This is a genomic window from Paenibacillus camerounensis, from assembly GCF_000723885.1.
Taxonomy (GTDB): Bacteria; Bacillota; Bacilli; order Paenibacillales; family Paenibacillaceae; genus Paenibacillus_AQ; species Paenibacillus_AQ camerounensis.
In genome coordinates this window covers 62,394-81,643 of sequence record NZ_CCDG010000005.1, presented here as the reverse complement: position 1 = coordinate 81,643, position 19,250 = coordinate 62,394, and the positions used below count along the sequence as shown (strand labels likewise).

The following is a 19,250-nucleotide window of genomic DNA, read 5'->3' as shown; positions in this document are numbered from 1 at the left end:
CCTTTGTCAGTTTGGCGATATGTAATAATTATACAGTCGTTTAGCGTCTAGGAACAGAGCCTCATTTTCTTAAGATTTTAGATAAAAGCCTGTTCCTCTGCCGGCAGAGCGGGTAATATCAGTTTATTACCCCGGGAAACGAGGCTTCATATGATTAAAAGCATACATAAAGCACTACTGCTGGCCGGTCTCTTAACCGGCGCTCTGCTTACGTTCTGCCAGGCGGAAGCTGCGGCCGCTTACACAGCAAAGGTATACGCCAGTTCCCTTACTGTCCGCAGCGAGCCGGCTGCAGGAGCCTCCGCCGTCGGATTCTTAAAAAACGGCACTACCGTAACTGTAACCGACGAGCAGCATGGCTGGATGAAGGTCCGCTCCGGCTCAGTAACCGGCTGGGTAGCGGGATACTATCTTAAGAAAGTGGAAGGCGGCTCGGCTTCAACCGCAGCCGGCTCCTCAGTATCAACAGTCAAGGCCTCCTCCGGCAGCAGTTCCGCAACTGTAACCGCGGACTCCTTGCGGATCAGAGGCGGTCCGGGAACCGGCTATGCCGTGGTCGGCTCGCTGAAGGCCAAGGATAAAGTAACGGTGCTGGCGCGCCAGGACGGCTGGGCGCGGATCAGGACAACCGCAGGCGAAATCGGCTGGGTATCGGCGCAGTATCTTTCCGGCGGAGGCTCATCAGGCGGTGTAACCACTGCATCCGCGGCAAGTACAAGCTCCAAGGGTGTGAGCAAGATCGGCAGCAAGCTGATCGTTATTGATGCCGGGCACGGGGGCAGCGATCCCGGCATGCTTGGTACCACTTACAATACCATGGAGAAGGACCTGACCCTGCAGACAGCCTTCTACTTAAGGGATTACTTAACCGCTAAGGGTGCAACAGTTCAGATGACAAGGACTACAGCAAGCCAGAAGCCGACGCTTGCCCGCAGGGTGCAGATTGGCCATTCGGCGGATGCGGATGCTTTTGTCAGTGTTCATTATAATTCTTCGCCAAAAAATGTATCGGGAACGCTGACCTTCTTCTATTCAGAATCGGACGATTTGCGGCTGGCCCGGGCGATTGAGAACCGGCTGGGACAGGGAATCGGCCTCAAGAGCAACGGGCTGTCCTACGGCAATTATCATATTCTGCGCGAGAACAGGATTCCTGCTGCCCTGGTGGAGCTGGGGTTCCTGAGCAATCCTTACGACGAGGCGATTGTGCGCACCTCCAGCTATCAGAAAAAAGCCGCCAAGGCTATTGCCGAAGGGCTGGCTGATTATTTTAAATAAGTCCCAGAATAATACCGCAAGCAGTGCAGCTACTGCTTGCGGTATTCGCGCGGGGTCAGGCCGGTGGCTTTTTTGAATACCCGGCTGAAATATTTCTCATCCTCATAGCCGACCAGCCCGGAAATCTGTGACAGCCGCAGACTCGTATTGCGAAGCAGTGTCTTAGCCTTGCCGATCCGTAAGGCAGTTAAATAATCCGACAGGTTCCCGCCGCTAATCTGCTTGAACTTACGCGATACATTCTCGCGGCTGATGAAGAAGCGCTCGGCAATATGCTGCAGCGTCATGTCACTGGCGTAGTTCACCTCCAGATATTCACGGATCTCCTGCACTAGCCGGCTGTCGGGGGTTGACGAGCCTCCCCTGGACAGACGCTGCAGCAGGGCTTTCAGCTGATTCTGCCAGCTGCGAATCGAGAATAGCCCTTCTGCGTCATAGCAGGATTCGATCACAATTTCCGCTTCAGGGCACCAGCGCTGCAGGACGGCACAAATCTGCTCCTGCTGATGCATGAGGCTGCTCTCTGTCAGCACAGGCAGCCCGCCGAGCCGTTCACCCCATTCACCGATAACCTGCTGCATCCGCTCCGGATCTCCCGATAACACAGCCAATCCGAGCTTTTCCGGCAATCCTTCCAGGACGTAGTCTTTAGCAGATCCACTACCCTCCCGCTGCTCCCTATACAGGTGAATCCGCCCTTCCCGTTGCAGCAGATTGCGTTCGCTCAATCCTTCCCGTGCCTGACGGAACGCAGACTGCAGGCCCTCCGGGAAGGAGCACACCCCGCTAAGCCCGATATCCATTTGCACTCCGTAGACCGCTCTGACCGACTCGTTGATGCGCTGCAGCTGTGCCTCCGCCTCCGGTACATCCGCCCAGAACAGCATCACAATATCTGCACCTGCCTGCCAGCTGCGGAAGGCGTACCCGCTCTGCTCCGCAGCAATGACTTCATTGCAGACATTGGCCAGCACAAAGGAGGTCAACCCGACATCGCCATGGAACCGCTGAAGCAGCCGGCCGTCACTGTGCTGCAGCGAGATGACGGCAGCCCGGCAGACGGCAGCCTGCTCCGGCATGCCGAGTTCCTCGTGCAGCGCAGGCTTCAGCTCCTTAAAGGAGGCATGGCCCGCCACCAGATCCGAGAGCATTTTGTCCCAGTAGAGCGGCCGCAGCACATTCAGCTGTATATTCCGGCTGCAGGTCTGCTGCCGCTCCGCCTCCTCCTCCCGCCACAGCTTGAAGGCATGCTCCGCAGCAGCGATCAGCTGCCTGCTGTTAAGCGGCTTGAGCAGATAGTCCGTCCCGCCGTAGACGATTGCGGGCTTCACATAGTTAAAGTCCTGATAGCCGCTGATTACAATCGTCTTCGTCCCGGGATAATTTCCGTGCAGCCATTCCAGCAGCTCAGCACCATCCATCAGCGGCATCCGCATATCGGTGAACACCACCGCAGGCTGCTCCTCCTGCATAATCAGCATTGCTTCCTGCCCGTTCGTCGCCTCAAAGATGCCGGCAATCTGATGCTTCTCCCACGGTACAAAATAGCGGATTGCTTCCCGCACATGCTTCTCATCATCTACGATCAGTACCTTCATCGTCTGCTGCTCCTTTGTCTATGTGATAGGTCTGGTTCTCCAGAGGAATTATCAGTGTAACCGTAACCCCTTGTCCCTCTTCGCTGCGCACATGCAGCTCTGTCCCGCTGCTCATCTGCAGCCGCAGCCGGGCCAGCACGTTGGACAGGCCGATCTCTTCGTGCCCGTTCTTGTCGGTATGCGCAAGTCCGGCAGCAATTGCCGCCAGCCTTGCCTGCGGAATCCCCTTGCCGTTATCCTTGACGGTAAGAATTAGCCTGTCCTGCTTATCAAGCGTGCAGGAAACCGTAATTACCGCTTCGCGGATGCCGTCCGCGAACCCGTGCTTGAAGATATTTTCGACGAGGGGCTGCAGAATCATCTTGGGTACTGTAATGTCGAGAGCCGCCTCGCCGGCAGCAATATCCAGCCGCAGATTCTCTTCTCCGAAGCGTTCAGTCTGCAGAATAACGTAGTTCTGCACATGCTCCAGCTCATCCCGCAGCGGCACCTGTGTCCGCTCCGTATTCATGGAATAGCGCATCATGCTGCCGAGCGAGTAGATAAGATCATACACCTTCGGCGCATTGTAGCGCAGGGACAGGCTGGCAATCGACTGCAGGGCGTTGTACAGGAAATGGGGATTGACCTGGGCCTGCAGCGCCTTCAGCTGATTGGTTTTATTAGCAAGCTCCAGCTTATATTCCTTGAGAATCAGATCGTTGATTGTACGGGTCATGCCGGTGATTTTGCGGGTCAGGAGACCGAATTCATCCTCACTTTCGGCTTCGACATGAGCATCCAGCTGGCCAATCTGCACCTTCTGGGTGAAGGCAATCAGCTTCTTGATCGGTCTTGTGAAGCCGATGGAGATAGCGACTGCAACAATCCCGCCCAGAATCAGAAACAACACGCCTATACCGGTAGTGAATCTGGTAATGACCCGTGCATCGGCGTACAAGTCCCCGTATGGCACCAGCTTGATAATACTCCCTTTGAATAAGGGGGCATCGATATGCCGGTACATCACAATCCCTGCGAACCCGTCCTTCTTCCAGCTGAAATGGCCGCTTTCACTGCCCTGCGGAAGCCGGCTCCAGCCCGCTGTCACCTGCTCCCCGATCCAATCCGGATCAGACGAATACAGTGCCTGTCGCTGTTCATTCAGCACATACAAGCGTTCTGTACCGGAGTTATACATCGACCTCGCGATCCCCTCTAATTCGTCCAGCCGGAAGTCGACCGACAGATCAGCCAGTACATCGGCACTTGGCGCACGGTAGAGCGGGAAATGTGCCGTAAAAACCGGCACCGTTCCTGATCTGAAATTAGGAAAGCCGGACTTCATCCCGTACTGGTGATCCAGATGGGTCACCTCGATAAACGGCCGGTAGGTTCCGCCCGGAACGGCCGACGGGACATAGGTATCCGCTTCACGGCGGAACAGCCCGCCGAGCAGCAGATTGGACTGCTTCGGCGCTCTTACGTAAAGATGGATCTGGAACGTATCCCGGTCCGAGAGGAACAGGTTATACAGCTGCGTCGAAATCACCGCCCGGGTATCCGGCGCAGCCGAGCCTTCAGGCAGATCATCGGGGTCCTTAGCTGTAAGCAGGGTCGTATAAAAGGAGCTCGGCACATTGATTCCGCTGTAGAGTGACATCGCCCGCTGGTTCATCCCGCTGAAATAGCTGCTGAGATTGCTTTCACCAAGGGTGAGCAGCTTTGTATTTTGTTTGACGGACTGCTCTGTCACCGACTGCTTGGTGTAGAGATAGGAGAACGTGACCGAGATTCCCGACGGAATCACGGAGGCCAGCAGCACTAGCGCCATCAGCCGGGTGCGGATACTGTTCTTCAAGTAAAAACGGCTACGCCGACCTAAACAGGACGGTATCCGTTTCTGCGATAAGGATAAAGGATTGCGTGAAATATATACTTTCTTATCTTTGAACATAAGAGGCCTCCAGCCAAGTGAACGGACATTCTTTTTATTTTGTGAACGCTATCATTTCGACGCATCCGATCTTTGCAACGACAGCATACACCGAGTTTCGTGCATAGCGCTACTATGAATTTTTTCTGTCCGCGAATGAGGGGGCTGCAATATAATCCACTTTTCTAAGCATCAAATTGAGTGTTGAAGCCGCGGGAGGCTTTCTATAATGAAGTCGTGAACCCTTAGATTAACTATACAAAAGGAGACTCCATATGAGAAAAGCTCTGCGGCTTCAAAGAGGCTGGGGACAGCAATTTATATTCCTCGGACCCTGTCTGCTCTTCTTCCTGACCATTGTGGTCACGCCCTTTTTTCTCGGCTTTTACTACTCCTCCACGGACTGGAACGGGCTCGATCTGGACAAAGCGGTCTGGACCGGCGCGGCCAACTGGAAACGGATTTTTCTGAATGACGATAAGTTCTGGGAATCCCTGCTCTTCACCCTGCGCTTCACGGTTGTATCCGTAGTGGCGGCCAATGTGCTTGCGCTGCTGCTGGCCTTTATCCTGATGACCACACTGAAGACTAAAAAGGTGCTGCGGACGATCTTTTTCATGCCTAACGTAATCGGCGGTATTCTGCTCGGGTACATCTGGCAGTTTATTTTTACCAAAGGCTTCGCCACCATCGGAGAAATTACCGGCATTTCGTTCTTCCAGCTCCCTTGGCTGGGTACACCAGGCACCGGCTTCTGGGGACTTGTCATCGTGTTCGTCTGGCAGACCGCCGGCTATATGATGGTTATCTATATCGCGGCCCTGGCCGGAATCCCGAAGGATCTGATCGAAGCAGCCAAGATTGACGGCGCCCGCGCCCCGCAGCTGTTCAGAAGTGTCTATGTGCCCTTGATCATGCCTGCTATCACGATCTGTCTGTTCCTGACCACCTCCAATGCCTTCAAAATGTTCGACCTCAATCTGTCACTGACCAAAGGCGGGCCGGGAACCTCTACCCAGTCACTGGCCTATAACATTTACGCCGAGGCACTGATTAACAACCGTTACGGGCTGGGTACCGCCAAAGCACTGCTCTTTTTCGCTGCGGTGTCCCTGATTACGGTTACCCAGGTATGGATCACTAAACGGAAAGAGGTGTCGGCCTAATGGATACCAGCAGCTACCGTCCGAAACATTTCATTCTGGAGATATTCGCCATTCTCCTCGCTATCGTCTTCCTGTCGCCGTTCTATCTGGTGCTGAGCAACTCCGTCAAAAGCCTCAAGGAAATCCTGCTCGATGCCGCTTCCTTCCCTGCCGTTTACCACTGGGATAATTATGCCAAGGTGTGGGATGCGATTGATTTTCCGCAGGCGTTCTGGAATTCCTTATCCATTACGGTGCTGAGCGTAATCTTTATCGTTCTGTTCAGCTCCATGGCGGCGTACCAGATTGTCAGAAAACCGTCGCGGTTCAACAGCTTTGTGTTCCTGCTGCTGGTGTCGGCGATGATCATTCCTTTTCAGTCGCTGATGCTGCAGCTGGTCCGGGTGACCAGTATGCTGGAGCTGCGCGGTGAGCTGTACGGCATCGTGGCCTGTTATCTCGGCTTCGGGATGCCGCTGTCGGTCTTCCTGTTCCACGGTTTTATCAAAAGCGTGCCTTTTGAGCTTGAGGAGGCTGCCCGGGTTGACGGATCGAACCCTTACGGGGTATTTTTCCGGATTGTGTTCCCGCTCCTGCTGCCGATCATTGTTACCGTCATTATTCTCAATACGTTATGGATCTGGAACGACTATCTGCTGCCGGTGCTGGTGATCGGGGGCAATAAGGACCTGACTACCCTGCCGGTTGCCGTGACGAAATTCTTCGGGCAATACACGAAAAAGTGGGACCTTGCGCTTGCTGGACTGGTCATGGCGATTACGCCGATTCTGCTGTTCTTCCTGGCGCTGCAGCGTTATATTGTGGAAGGTGTGACCGCCGGCTCTGTTAAGGGATAAGCGGATGCATAATCATAGGCTGCAACAATATCCACTTTTTCGAGCAAAATATTAAGTGTAAGTGAACTTCGTGATGCTATACGATCTAATTGCAGGAACCACAGACCAGGGAGGTTATTCTATGAAAAGAAAGCTTGCGTTGATTATGGCAACCGTTTGCACTCTGATTGTAGCAGGCTGCGGCAATGGCAGCGGCAATAATGCGGGCAATGGCGGAGCTGCAACCAACGCGCCAAAAGAGAATGCTGCTGAAGCAACGGCGGCTCCCGCCAAAGATGTGACGATCAAAATGTTCCAGTTCAAGGTTGAAATCGCCGAGCAGCTGAATGCACTGGCCGAAGAATATGAGAAGGAAACCGGAGTGAAGGTTGAAGTGGAAACGCATGGCGGCGGTGAAGACTATGGCGCGCTGCTGAAAGCTGAAATCGCTTCCGGCTCTGAACCGGAAATCTTTAACAACGGCGGCTATACCGCCCTGGTCCCATACATGGACCGCGCCACCGACTTGTCCGACCAGCCTTGGGCGGCCAAGCTGATTCCAACCGCCAAAGCTCCGGCCACTGTCGACGGTAAGCTGTACGGAATGCCGATGAATGTTGAAGGCTACGGACTAATTTATAACAAGGATTTGTTTGCACAGGCCGGCATTACCGATGAGCCAAAAACGCTGACCCAGCTTAAGGATGCTGCCGCCAAGCTCAAAGCCGCCGGCATTACGCCTTTTGAGGCAACCAATGAATGGTGGTCAATGGGGATTCACCTCGTTAACGTAGGCCTGGCTCACCAGCCTGATCCGAAGCAGTTCATCGAGGATGTTAAAGCAGGCACGCAAACGATTAAGGGCAATGCCGTGTTTGAGCAGTGGCTGGATCTCGTGGATGTGATCTTCGACAACGCCCAGGACAACAAAATGACCACCGATTATGCTACACAGGTTGCCGAATTCGCTTCCGGCAAAGCGGCGATGATGCTGCAGGGCAACTGGACACAGGGCGATATCGACAAAATCGATCCGGCGCTGAACCTGGGCCTCCTTCCGCTGCCGATCAATGATGAGGAAGGCACCATCCTCGTCGGTGTACCGAACAACTATATCGTGAACAGCAAATCCGCGCATCCGGAGGAAGCAAAAGCGTTCCTGAACTGGCTTGTCACCTCGGAGACCGGCCAGAACTATCTGACCAAGGAATTCAAATTCATTCCGGCAGAAACAGACATTGCAGCTGACGCGGCTGACATTGGCCAGGTTGCCGTTGCCGTGCAGGAGAAATCGGCTGCCGCGCTCGGCTGGAACTGGGATATGTTCCCTGACGGCGTGACTCAGGGCTTTGGCGCAGCCATGCAGGAATACCTCGGTGAGCAGATTGACCGCGGCCAGCTGCTGGAGAAGCTGGATAAAGCAGTGCAGGATATTGTGAAGCAATAGATTATCGGGTTATGTAAAAGCACCTTCAAAACCGCCTTAGCGGGATTGAAGGTGCTTTTTGGGGACAAGCCGTCATTAGACAAACAGCTCCACAATCAGGAACAGATTCAATGCGACTACCAGCGCGGAGATCATCCAGCCGAGTATAGTAGTAACTCGATGGTTAACCAGCCCGTGCATAATCTTGCGGTTGCTGGTGAAGATGACCAGCGGAATCAGTGCAAAGGCAATCCCGAATGACAGCACGACCTGGCTCATGACCAGCGCACTGGTAGCGTTGATTCCGAAGGCGATGATCGCCAGCGGCGGAATAATGGTAATTGCCCGCCGCAGATACAGGTTGATTCGCTTGTTGATGAAGCCCTGCATGACCACATCTCCGGCCATTGTGCCGACAGAGGAGCTGGATAAACCGGCAATCAGCAGGCCCAGGCCAAAGGCAACCGCCGTAAGAGGTCCGGCCAGATGGCTGAATTGCTCGAACGCGACATCCAGATCTTCGACCACCAGCCCGTTTTTGAAGAACAAGGCTGCAGCTACAATGACCATGGCCATATTCACCGCACCGGCAATCACCATCGCAATGACAATATCAATCATTTCCCATTTGAAAATCTGCTTCTTCTGTTTCTCATCTACCCCTACTACCCGGCTCTGGGTCAGCGACGAATGCAGATAAATGGCATGCGGCATAACGGTTGCTCCGAGAATCCCTGCGGCCAGCAGCACGCTGTCCACTCCCTGAAACGCAGGAGTAAAGATCCCTGCGACGACTGCCCCGGCATCCGGCTTCGCCATGATAACCTGAAAGGCAAAGGCTAAGACAACAACCATTACCATCGAGGCAATCCCTGCCTCCAGACTGCGGTAACCGCGCCGCTGCAGCTCAAGTATAGCGAAGGAGCCTGCAGCCGTAATCAGTGCAGCCGGCAGCATCGGGATGCCGAACAGCAGATATAATCCGAGTGCCGCCCCGATAAATTCTGCCAAATCCGTAGCAATAATGACAAGCTCACTTTGAATCCATAAAAAGATAGCTGCCCCCTTCGGAAACTGCTCCCGCGCCACTTCAGGCAGGTTCTTACCCGTTGCAATACCGAGCTTAGCCGATAACGCCTGGATCAGCACAGCCATCAGGTTCGAAGCGGCAATGACCCAGAGGAGCAGATATCCGTATTTCGAGCCGGCGGTAATATTCGTGGCGAAATTCCCCGGGTCCAGGTACGCTACTGAAGCAATAAAAGCAGGGCCCAGGAACGGAAGCAGCCGCTTCAGCCCTTTTACATCCCCGTTTAATACGGCTTGTGCTGTAATTTTGTTCTGTTTGGCCTTTATAATTTCGCGTGTCTCCACAGCTGTCTGTTCAATCATATTGAACCCTCCTTACGCCTGAAAAGTAATCTATACACATGAAATGTTGTCTCAACACCGAAAATTTGTGTTCATGCACCAAAGTTTCCCTAAGGCAACTTTAACTTTACAATCATTATATTCCTCATAGTGAAAAATGTAAATGTAATTTTCATGGTTGGCCTTCCGTTTGCATACATAAGTACAATTACCGCAATCCGGGGGTTGGCAATCAGTAGCCGGCTGTTGTAAAGGGTGATCAGATTCTGCGGGGAGCACTGCCGTGAATTCCGGACATGCAAAAAAGATGGAAACCGGGATATCCCGTTCTCCATCTCTTTTTATGTGCTTGCTCCGCTGCCCTGCATATTGTTCCATTTACACTGTCGTATTGTGACGGTCTGCACGCAGCTGTTCCATTTGGGCCTTTAGCCCGCTGAGCTCCTGTTCCAGCTCTTCTACATGCTTGCGCTGCGGGCGTCCGCCGTGACCGCGGTGACCATGGCCGCCAGGCATACCAAACATCATCAGAATCATCATCAGCGGACAAATCAGCGTTACCAGCCAGGACCAATTCATCATTTTGCCTCCTTCGGGATTCATGTTGCTGCTTCCCAGTATAGAGACCTTTTGTGGAGAAAATATGTTGTACATCGGCCCTTATCCACTTTTTATCCGGAATAATACTGATCCTGCCCTACTTCTTCTCCTTCCACCCGTCCTTCAGCGGTACGATCCGGTTGAAGACCAGGCGCTCACGGCTGCACAGCTTGTTGTCGGCGGTAAAATAGCCGTGGCGGATGAACTGGAATCGCTCCAGCGCAAGTGCCTCCAGCACATACGGCTCAACCAGGCAGTGCGCCAAAGTCCGGATGGAATCCCGATTGATTACCTCCTCCCAGGCTTCGCTTTCATCCTTTGGCCCTTCGTTATCCTTCAGCAGCTTCTCATACAAGTTCACTTCAGCCGGCACCGCATGGCTCGCGGATACCCAGTGGATCGTCCCTTTGACCTTCCGGCCGCTCATCGCGCTGCCGCTCCTCGTCTCCGGATCATAGGTGCAGCGCAGCTCGCTGATCTCCCCGGTTACCGGGTCCTTGATTAATTCATTGCATTTGATGATGTACGCACCCTTCAGGCGTACTTCACCGCCAGGAACCAGCCGCCGGAAGCCCGGCACCGGCTGCTCCATAAAGTCAGTGTGTTCAATGTAGAGAACGCTGCTGAAGGGAACCTCTCTTGTTCCCAGCTCTGTATTCTCACTGTTGTTATCCAGACTCAGCAGCTCAGTCTCAGGTCCGGTATAGTTGGTGATCACTACCTTGAGCGGTTCTAGCACTGCCATCACGGCTGGCACACCGGCCTTCAGATCCTGTCTCAGCACATGCTCCAGCAGCGAAAAGTCCACCATTGACTGGCTTCTCACCATCCCGATCTCTGTAACAAACCGCTTGATGCTCTCCGGGGTAAAACCCCTTCTGCGCAGCCCGCGCAGGGTGGGCAGACGGGGATCATCCCAGCCGTCCACATGGCCGCCGGCCACCAGCTGCCGGAGGTATCTTTTGCTGGTAACAACTCCGGTCAGGTTAACTCTGCCGAACTCCCTTTGCCGCGGCGGCTCGGGAATGTCCAGTTCCTTCAGCACCCATTCGTACAGCGGCCGGTGGTCCTTGAACTCCAGCGAGCACAGCGAATGGGTTACTCCTTCGATTGCATCCTGGATTGGATGGGCAAAATCATACATCGGGTAGACACACCATTCTTCTCCCGTCCGGTAATGCGGCGCATGAATGATTCTATAGACGACCGGGTCGCGGAGATTGATGTTGGGTGAGCCCATATCGATTTTGGCCCGGAGCACCATTGCTCCATTAGGGTAATTGCCCCGCCGCATTCCGGCAAACAAAGCCAGATTCTCCTCTACGGGACGCTCACGGTACGGGCTGTTCTTGCCCGGCTGCGTTAATGTACCCCTGTAAGCGGTAACTTCCTCCGGTGCCAGCTCACAGACGTACGCTTTTCCCTTGCGGATCAGAGTCACTGCACTTTCATAGATCTGCTCCGAATAATCGGAGCCATAATACATATGCGCCCCCGGACTACAACCCAGCCACTCCAGATCCTCGGTAATTGCGTTTACGTACTCCATGTCCTCTTTTAACGGATTGGTATCGTCAAAACGCAGATTAAACGTACCGCCGAATTTACGCGCCAGATCATAATTGGTATGGATGGCAAACGCACTGCCGATATGAAGATAGCCGTTGGGCTCCGGCGGAAACCGGGTGCAGATTCCCCTGCTGAACACTCCGCTCTCCACGTCCTCCCTGATCAGCTTTTCCATAAAATTCTCGCCGGCAGCTGCCGTATCGTCCAAAGTTGTGCCGGTTGCTGCAGATAGCTCTTTCATTCAGATAACCTCCTGTGGATTGGTACAACTCCGCTTATTGAATTGCTCTGGTCAACAAAAAAGAACCCCACCCCCAAGACGATTAGTCTTGGGGACGAGATTCTCGCGGTACCACCCCAGGTTCATTAATATGTCGCCATATTAATCTCATCAAGTACGGCAATGTCCGCAGCAGCTGCGGCAGCAAGGCTTATACTCTAGCTCTGTAACAGGAGCTCCTGTCGTACCATCCCGCCTGCTTAAGTTCCGGTACGCCGCTCAGAGGCTTGTTTCAATACAGCGTTCCCTGCCCCTTTTCACCGCCCGGGGCTCTCTGTGAAGGACTGCTCGTATCTACTCTTCTCGTCATCGCGTTTCATTATTGGCTCTAGGATAACAAATCATTCTGCCGCTGTAAAGCGGCTGTCAGCCCTGACTGAGCGCATTCAGCAGATCCAGCGCTTCCTCATGCTCCGGCTCAATAACCAGCGCCTGCCGGGTATATTCCAGCGCCCCTGCATCATCCTCCAGCTCATAGCAGCAGATCGCCAGACAGTACAGCACAGTTACAACCGGCTCCTCATCGCCCTCGGCCAGTGAAAGCTCCAGGTACCGGCGCGATTCCCCGTACTGGTCCATTTCGAACAGCAGCAGGCCGGTGTCCAGCGCCAGATCGTATTTTTGCGGCATCGGATAATATCCGTCCCACATCTTCTGTATCCCCAGCTGAAGGTCGAGCAGTTCTTCTTCATTGGCATCCGGCAGCAGGGCGGAGACCCGTTCCGCACTCTGGATGAACAGCTCGGCATCATAGCCGCCCAGCCGCCAGAAAGCCAGCATCTGCTGCATACCCATGGAATCATAGTTGTTATCAATCCATACCTTCATACTGAAAAAATCATCCGGCCCAAACCGCTCCACACTCCGCCGGTAAGCCAGCCGGGTCTGCACATGGGCATCCGGGTCCTTCAGCATCAGCATGCAGACTACGTTCAGATTCTTATAATGATGCGGCGTAGTCAGCGTCTGTGCACCCTTTTGCTCAAAGTAATATTGCATGGCATGATAATTCGCTGTCAGTGAGATGCTCCCGTGATGCATCAGCTTCGGCGGCTCAAGGAATTCCCAGTTCACCAGCCGGTGGTCCCCTTTATCTGCAGTCAGCAGTATAAAGCCTTCTCTGGACAGCTTGTTCAGCCGCTCCATACAGGACAGTGCCGCCGCAGGGAACAGAATATGCGAATCCTCCAGATGATGCTGATAGAACGAGACAACCTCCTGAAACGGATAGTCTGATTCTTCATAGGCAGCAGCGCGGACATAATGATATTCCGGCACGATATCCCTAAGTACTTCAGAAGTAGTCATGGTGTCAGCCTGCTCCGGATACTTCAGGGACACCTCACAGTCAAAAATCTTGGCTTCATCCACATACAGCAGCTCCTGCTGAATGCTGTCAAAGAAATAATTCGCAATAACAAGCAGCGGCTGTGCAAGGTCGCCCGGCCGGATGACCGTTCCGCTGTGCACCAGCTTCAATTCTGTGTCCTCCACGGCATCGAAACGGGCAAAATCAAGAATCCCCTGCTCTACAAAAGGAATCAGGCGCGGATGCTGCTGCCAGCCGGTAATATTCAGGAGCGGGAGATCGCTCATCACATACTTGAACGGCGGAAGCGGTATTCCCGCGTACTCAATCAGCTCACTAAGCTTGTGGAGCGTCTGGAAGGCCAGCCGGCCGGCTCCCGCCCCCAGCTCCAGGATTATAACCGGTTCACTGGTTTCCCCGCGGGCCGCCCGGTCCTGAAGGAAGCCGAGAATCATCTCCGCATATGCCGTTCCGATCATCGGATTGCTGGTAATATATTGCGGAACCTGGTCATTGTGCCACGCCTGCATGCCAAGCTGTTCATAATAAGAACGCTGCAGCTCCCAGATCGGGGCCTCGCTGAAGCGGTATCGTTGTTGTTCACCTGTTGTCATCTGGTTTCTCGAACCTGCTCTCTGATATTATTGCAGCCTGCCTGCTGCTGCACTATGTTGGCATGCGGACGGAATATCGCATCCTCCGCAGCCTGCTCCTCCCATCATACATCTCCCCGGCTGCCGATCACAATCATATTTGGTATTTACCGATCATATACAGTAAACATCCATGCCTCGTGATCCGGAAAGGAGCCGTTATGAATTCTGAACAATCTTCCCTGAGTAATACCGGTCCTGTCCCCCAGCCCATCAGAAACGACGGTGCCGGTAATATAGACCTCGGCCCGCGCGATGTGCTGCGTGACCGGGAGAATCCTGATATGTTCGTCCCGCCGGTCACCGATAACGGGCTTATTCCGAACCTGAAATTCTCTTTCTCGGATGCCCACATGCAGCTTAACTACGGCGGCTGGTCCAGAGAGGTTACCATCCGCGAGCTTCCCGCTGCTACAACACTCGCCGGAGTCAATATGAGCCTGACGCCGGGCGGCGTCCGGGAGCTGCACTGGCATCAGCAGGCGGAATGGTCCTACATGCTGCTGGGAAGCGCCCGGATTACCGCCGTCGATCAGAACGGCCGCAATTTCATCGCTGATGTAGGTCCCGGAGACCTGTGGTATTTCCCCCCGGGCATCCCCCATTCTATCCAGGGCCTTGATAAGGGCTGCGAATTCCTGCTGGTCTTTGACGATGGCAGCTTCTCCGACCTGAACACCCTGTCCATCTCCGACTGGTTCGCCCATACGCCAAAGGAAGTGCTGTCGGCTAACTTTGGCGTTCCTGAGTCTGCCTTTGAATGTATACCGAAGGAACAGGTCTACATCTATCAGGATCAGGTACCCGGGACGCTTGAGCAGCAGCAGGTACAGTCTCCTTATGGTGAAATTCCGCTGAGCTTCAAGCACCGGCTGCTGGCCCAGCCCCCGCTGAAGACACCGGGCGGCAGCGTGCGGATTGCCGACTCGTCCAATTTCCCCGTCTCGCGGAACATTGCTGCGGCACTGGTTGAGATTGAGCCCGGCGCAATGCGTGAGCTGCACTGGCATCCGAACAACGACGAATGGCAATATTACCTGAGCGGCCAGGGCCGGATGACCGTGTTCGGCGGCAACGGCGCAGCCCGCACCTTCAATTACAGGGCCGGGGATGTAGGCTATGTGCCGTTCGCCATGGGGCATTACATCCAGAATACCGGCACAGAGACGCTATGGTTTCTGGAAATGTTCAAGAGTGACCGGTTCGCCGATGTCTCGCTGAACCAGTGGATGGCGTTAACCCCGCATGAGCTGGTCAGCAGCAATCTGCATGCCGGAGCCGGGCTGATGGATGCCTTGCGCAAGGTCAAATGGCCTGTTGTGCAGTATCCCGGCTACGGCTACGGCCATGGAACAGGCAAAGACTGAAGCCCATATCAACAAGAGCGGTCCGGACATAGCTTGTCCGGACCGCTTACTTTCATATGCACTTATCTTATAGACACCGGAAGCTAGAATAGCTTCAAGGTCAGATACAGCCCCAATAAAGTAAGGAATAAGGTCGGTATGGTCAGGATAATCCCGGTTCGGAAATAGGTTCCCCAGGAAATCTTCACGCCCTTGGAGGATAGAACATGCAGCCACAGCAGCGTCGCGAGTGAACCGATCGGTGTAATCTTCGGTCCCAGATCGGAGCCGATGACATTGGCATACACGAGCGCTTCCTTGATCAGTCCCGCAGTATTCGCCGTATCCACTGCCAAAGCGCCAATCAGCACAGTCGGCAGGTTATTCATAATAGAAGAAATGACGGCAGCCAGGAAACCCATGCCCATCGTCGCCGTGAACAGCCCGTGCCCGGCCAGCCTGCTGATGATCTCGGCGAGAACGTCGGTCAGCCCGGCATTGCGCAGGCCGTAGACGACCACGTACATTCCGATGGAGAAAAAGACAATTGCCCACGGTGCGCCTTTGATTACTTCCATGGTCTTAATCGCCGGACTTCTGCTGGACATCCACAGGAAGAGAAGTGCGATAACACCGGCAACCAGCGAAACCGGAATGCCCAGGAACTCGCTGACGAAATACCCGGCCAGCAGCATAGCCAGCACCGCCCAGGACAGCCGGAACATCCGATGATCCTTAATGGCTTCCCGGGGCTCCCTGACCTGTGCGGCGTCGTAGCGCTTTGGAATGCTTTTGCGGAAATATAGATACAGCACCCCGATGCTGGCTACCAGCGAGAACAGGGTCGGCAGCAGCATCCGTCCGGCGTACTGCATAAAGGTAATGCCGAAGAAATCGGCAGACACGATGTTGACCAGATTGCTGACAATCAGCGGCAGCGAGGTCGTATCGGCGATAAATCCGCTGGCGATGATGAACGGAAATACTTTTTTCTCATCAAAATCCAGCGCCCTTACCATCGCCAGCACAATCGGTGTCAGAATCAGCGCAGCCCCGTCATTGGCAAAAAAGGCCGAAACCACCGCCCCGAGCACAATGACGTAAATAAACATTAATGTACCGTTGCCGCGGGCCGCCGCTGCCATATGCAGTGCCGCCCACTCAAAAAATCCGATCCTGTCCAGAATCAGTGAGATCAGAATAATGGCTACAAACGCCAGCGTCGCATTCCACACAATCAGCGTCACATCACGCACATCCGTAAAGCTGACTACCCCGGCGACAAGCGCCAGCAGTGCGCCCCCGCAGGCTGACCAGCCAATGGACAAGCCGCGCGGCTGCCATATGACAAAAAATAATGTAACCACAAAAATAAGGCTGGCTAGAACAACCACAATCCAGCCTCCCGCCCGCTTCGGACAACCATGCTCCTCAACACTCCCTAAGTGAATTAATCCCATGAATCATTGACATTTCCTTATATGCTATCCTGCGCGCAGGGATTAATCAAGAGGGGGAGGGGGAGGATTTCTGCGATTAGATGTGCCCGGTCAACGGGTTTACGTTTAGCTTGCCGTATTAATTATTTATGGAATGAAGTACTATCCGCATTCAGCAGCCCATATGATGTATCAGGGAAACAAAAGCAGCTTCCTGGGAGGGGAGATGCCGGTCCGAGAGCCATTCTGCTGTTACAGATTGGAGGATCGGACCATGAGTACAGATCAACTGATCGCCCTGCTTGCCCTCGTCATTATGATTGTACAGCTTGCCGTAAAGAAGGATAAATCCTGACCGCATGCCAACAGGCCGGACCGCTCCCGGTGTTAGATCCGGGAGCGGTCCGGCTTTGGTGTTGGGGCTGCCGGTGAAAGGTACACTGTGTATCTCATTGCAGTGTGCACCACTGGAGCCGGGCCGGGCCAGCTCATCGCAGTCTAGATTTAGTTGGATTTTCACAGCTTAATTCCATCAGCACACAGAGTTTAGGGGCATTAGGTGGAAAATAGTCATTTAACTCGGGCTGCAGAGCTGCTTGAGGTTATAAAATGTATAAATAGATGGCGTTTTTCCCGCTAATCCGGCCAGAACGGCTGTCACTAGTGAAACAGGTTGCATTTTTCCACTTAAGTACTCAAACGACTCGGTGGTAGGACAACGACTTCACCGACAAGCGGACCATCCCCTCATAGCGCTAAATAGCAATTATATGAATGCAGGAATAGCCCTTCCCCAACCGACTTCTCCCAAGCTCCTGCCTATCGCACAAAAATTCGCACCTGGTCATCCCTTGTACGGTTCATGACCCGGTATCCGGCAGAAGCGTCTGTCGCAATGCCATCGGCATTCGGCATACAATAGCCTCCCGGCCGGCAGGTACCGTCATCACGGACAAGCAGCTTGCCGACTACCCCGACCGCTACCCACTCGTCTCTTTGCATTCGCGGTATATACTCTTCTGCGGCGTTCCAGTCGGGATTCAGGACCGGCTCTATTACGGAAGAGGCTGCACGGACTACATTGCCCTCTGTATCCTTGACCTCCGGTACCTCAACCTCCCGGTACTGAATCCGGTCCCATTCATCTGTCACGAGCAGCTTATGCCAGCGCAAATCACTGGAATCCGCCAGAATAGCCGGTCTTCCGCTGACTACCCCAAGAATGTACGAATCCCCGGCATGGGCTCTGCGGATCTTCTCGCTGCCCCCGTCAAAGGTGACAAAATATCCGGGCTCCAGCGCCTGGCCGTCGGACGTCTCGAACATCTCCGCATAATCGGCTGCAGCCGGGGAGATAACAGTACCATCCAGATAAAGATTTCCTGTAGCCCCTTCAATTACCGCTGAATTAAGACTTGGCCCTACCGCCAGCCCGTTAGCCAGATGCCAGGAATAGGCGAACCGTGTTGAACCGTTCCGGCCCATAATATGCGAGCCGGTATGCCCGGGCATCACAGTCGTATTCTCGCCTTCAGCATGTGAATTCGCCCCGAAGGCCTGCGTCATGAAGCCCCCGGCATGCGATGCCTGTCCGTCGGCTGTTGTATTGGCGCCTTCGGCATGGGCATAGGCGCCGCTGGCCAGTGTACTTACGCCTTCGGCATGGCTGAAGGGTCCGCTGGCTGCTGAGTTAGCCCCCTCCGCATGGGCTGACGGGCCGCTGGCTGTCGTCTGGAAGCCTTCGGCATGGGCAGCCGTCCCGCTGGCCGTTGTACTCTGGCCCTCGGCATGGGCGAAGTCAGCCTGCGCCACCGGCCCTGCCGCAGCCGTTATGTCCGGGGTTCCGCCTTCCGCGTGGGAGGCAAAGCCCAGTGAGGTTGTACCCACTCCCTCCGCATGAGAGCCTGCGCCACCCGCAAAGTTAGGTGCCGGATTGCCCTGCTGGTCGGCACCGCCGCCTTCAGCATGGGATGCCCTTCCGGCCGCCGAGTTCCCTTCTCCTTCGGCGTGGGCACTTGCTGCACCGGCTTGAGTCGATGTGCTAAGGCCTTCCGTATGCGAATAGTCTCCCCAGGCCTGTGTTGCATTGCCTTCGGCGTGGGCTTCCGCTCCTGCTGCCAGTGTCATGGAACCTTCCGTATGCGTGCGCTCTCCCAGTGCATGAGTCATATATCCCTCAGCATGCGAAGCTACTCCGCTGGCCGTTGTTGAGGTGCCTTCAGCATGGGCCGTATCATTCGTTGCCTGTGTAAGATAACCTTCAGCATGGGATGCACTGGCACTTGCGACTGTGGTGCTGCCCTCGGCGTGTGAGCTGTTTCCGCCGGCAACCGTGATAAAGCCTTCTGAGTGAGCAGCTGCGCCGCTCGCAGTCGTGTTCAATCCTTCAGCATGGGCAGCGAAGCCGCTCGCCGTATTTCCTATCCCTTCCCCCACTCCGATCACCGCTTTCGTCCGTTATTACAATAAGCTATGTCCCGCAATT

14 protein-coding genes and 1 other annotated feature are annotated in these 19,250 nt (G+C 54.4%); of the genes, 5 read left to right on the top strand and 9 right to left on the bottom strand.

The window, feature by feature from the left end; translation table 11 throughout:
* Positions 1-150: 150 nt before the first annotated feature.
* On the top strand, positions 151-1,278 hold the full coding sequence (locus BN3772_RS01605; RefSeq protein ID WP_042195952.1) for an N-acetylmuramoyl-L-alanine amidase family protein: 1,128 nt from the start codon (positions 151-153) through the stop codon (positions 1,276-1,278).
* A gap of 29 nt (positions 1,279-1,307) precedes the next feature.
* On the opposite strand, the gene BN3772_RS01600 is transcribed toward BN3772_RS01605, so the two are convergent.
* Both BN3772_RS01600 and BN3772_RS01595 read right to left on the bottom strand, forming a co-directional pair.
* Positions 1,308-2,876, bottom strand: a complete 1,569-nt coding sequence (locus BN3772_RS01600) for a response regulator (RefSeq protein WP_042195950.1) — start codon at positions 2,874-2,876, stop codon at positions 1,308-1,310.
* Positions 2,854-4,716: a sensor histidine kinase gene (locus BN3772_RS01595; RefSeq protein ID WP_244444652.1), complete on the bottom strand. Its 1,863-nt coding sequence runs from the start codon at positions 4,714-4,716 to the stop codon at positions 2,854-2,856. Before BN3772_RS01595 ends, BN3772_RS01600 begins: the two co-directional genes overlap by 23 nt.
* 350 nt (positions 4,717-5,066) lie before the next feature.
* Between BN3772_RS01595 and BN3772_RS01590 the strand changes: the two genes are divergently transcribed.
* The 3 genes from BN3772_RS01590 (at position 5,067) to BN3772_RS01580 (ending at position 8,219) form a co-directional block, all read left to right on the top strand.
* Positions 5,067-5,957: a carbohydrate ABC transporter permease gene (locus tag BN3772_RS01590; RefSeq protein WP_042195947.1), complete on the top strand. Its 891-nt coding sequence runs from the start codon at positions 5,067-5,069 to the stop codon at positions 5,955-5,957.
* A complete protein-coding gene (locus BN3772_RS01585; protein WP_042195945.1) occupies positions 5,957-6,793 on the top strand; it encodes a carbohydrate ABC transporter permease in 837 nt (278 codons plus the stop codon). The genes BN3772_RS01590 and BN3772_RS01585 overlap by 1 nt, the downstream gene beginning before the upstream one ends.
* Before the next feature lie 121 nt (positions 6,794-6,914).
* Positions 6,915-8,219 carry an ABC transporter substrate-binding protein gene (locus tag BN3772_RS01580; RefSeq protein ID WP_042195944.1) on the top strand — a complete coding sequence of 435 codons (1,305 nt, stop codon included), beginning with the start codon at positions 6,915-6,917 and terminating at the stop codon, positions 8,217-8,219.
* A 75-nt stretch (positions 8,220-8,294) separates the two neighbouring features.
* Here BN3772_RS01580 and BN3772_RS01575 read toward each other — a convergent pair whose 3' ends face one another.
* The 4 genes from BN3772_RS01575 to BN3772_RS01560 form a co-directional block, all read right to left on the bottom strand.
* Entirely contained in the window at positions 8,295-9,590 is a 1,296-nt protein-coding gene (locus BN3772_RS01575) for an Nramp family divalent metal transporter (protein WP_042195942.1), read from the bottom strand.
* Positions 9,591-9,947: 357 nt separating this feature from the next.
* The gene (locus BN3772_RS01570) at positions 9,948-10,172 is read right to left on the bottom strand and encodes a DUF2933 domain-containing protein (protein ID WP_244444651.1); all 225 of its coding nucleotides are present in this window, start codon (positions 10,170-10,172) and stop codon (positions 9,948-9,950) included.
* 94 nt (positions 10,173-10,266) lie between these two features.
* Positions 10,267-11,979, bottom strand: coding sequence for a glutamine--tRNA ligase/YqeY domain fusion protein (locus BN3772_RS01565; protein WP_042195938.1), 1,713 nt, complete (start codon positions 11,977-11,979; stop codon positions 10,267-10,269).
* An 87-nt stretch (positions 11,980-12,066) separates the two neighbouring features.
* Positions 12,067-12,337, bottom strand: a binding site (T-box leader).
* Between the two features lie 47 nt (positions 12,338-12,384).
* Entirely contained in the window at positions 12,385-13,941 is a 1,557-nt protein-coding gene (locus tag BN3772_RS01560; protein WP_042195936.1) for a tetratricopeptide repeat protein, read from the bottom strand.
* Positions 13,942-14,141: 200 nt separating this feature from the next.
* Here BN3772_RS01560 and BN3772_RS01555 point away from each other — a divergent pair, with 200 nt between their 5' ends.
* A complete protein-coding gene (locus tag BN3772_RS01555) occupies positions 14,142-15,347 on the top strand; it encodes an oxalate decarboxylase family bicupin (RefSeq protein WP_042195934.1) in 1,206 nt (401 codons plus the stop codon).
* Positions 15,348-15,430: 83 nt separating this feature from the next.
* On the opposite strand, the gene BN3772_RS01550 is transcribed toward BN3772_RS01555, so the two are convergent.
* The 3 genes from BN3772_RS01550 to BN3772_RS01545 all read right to left on the bottom strand — a co-directional run bounded on the left by BN3772_RS01550 (position 15,431) and on the right by BN3772_RS01545 (position 19,201).
* Positions 15,431-16,723, bottom strand: coding sequence for an arsenic transporter (locus BN3772_RS01550; protein WP_425280405.1), 1,293 nt, complete (start codon positions 16,721-16,723; stop codon positions 15,431-15,433).
* A 214-nt stretch (positions 16,724-16,937) separates the two neighbouring features.
* Complete coding sequence (locus BN3772_RS30480) at positions 16,938-17,285, bottom strand: hypothetical protein (RefSeq protein WP_157643523.1); 348 nt, start codon at positions 17,283-17,285, stop codon at positions 16,938-16,940.
* A 299-nt stretch (positions 17,286-17,584) separates the two neighbouring features.
* Positions 17,585-19,201 (bottom strand): peptidase G2 autoproteolytic cleavage domain-containing protein, encoded by a 1,617-nt coding sequence (locus BN3772_RS01545; RefSeq protein ID WP_042195930.1) that lies wholly within the window; start codon positions 19,199-19,201, stop codon positions 17,585-17,587.
* Positions 19,202-19,250 lie beyond the last annotated feature (49 nt).

Excerpts from the sequence above, each read along its gene's own strand:
- BN3772_RS01575 (WP_042195942.1), bottom strand. The coding sequence starts at position 9,590 with ATGATTGAACAGACAGCTGTGGAGACACGCGAAATTATAAAGGCCAAA.
- BN3772_RS01570 (WP_244444651.1), bottom strand. The coding sequence starts at position 10,172 with ATGAATCCCGAAGGAGGCAAAATGATGAATTGGTCCTGGCTGGTAACG.
- BN3772_RS01600 (WP_042195950.1), bottom strand. The coding sequence starts at position 2,876 with ATGAAGGTACTGATCGTAGATGATGAGAAGCATGTGCGGGAAGCAATC.
- BN3772_RS01585 (WP_042195945.1), top strand. The coding sequence starts at position 5,957 with ATGGATACCAGCAGCTACCGTCCGAAACATTTCATTCTGGAGATATTC.
- BN3772_RS01580 (WP_042195944.1), top strand. The coding sequence starts at position 6,915 with ATGAAAAGAAAGCTTGCGTTGATTATGGCAACCGTTTGCACTCTGATT.
- BN3772_RS01555 (WP_042195934.1), top strand. The coding sequence starts at position 14,142 with ATGAATTCTGAACAATCTTCCCTGAGTAATACCGGTCCTGTCCCCCAG.
- BN3772_RS01560 (WP_042195936.1), bottom strand. The coding sequence starts at position 13,941 with ATGACAACAGGTGAACAACAACGATACCGCTTCAGCGAGGCCCCGATC.
- BN3772_RS01605 (WP_042195952.1), top strand. The coding sequence starts at position 151 with ATGATTAAAAGCATACATAAAGCACTACTGCTGGCCGGTCTCTTAACC.
- BN3772_RS01565 (WP_042195938.1), bottom strand. The coding sequence starts at position 11,979 with ATGAAAGAGCTATCTGCAGCAACCGGCACAACTTTGGACGATACGGCA.
- BN3772_RS01590 (WP_042195947.1), top strand. The coding sequence starts at position 5,067 with ATGAGAAAAGCTCTGCGGCTTCAAAGAGGCTGGGGACAGCAATTTATA.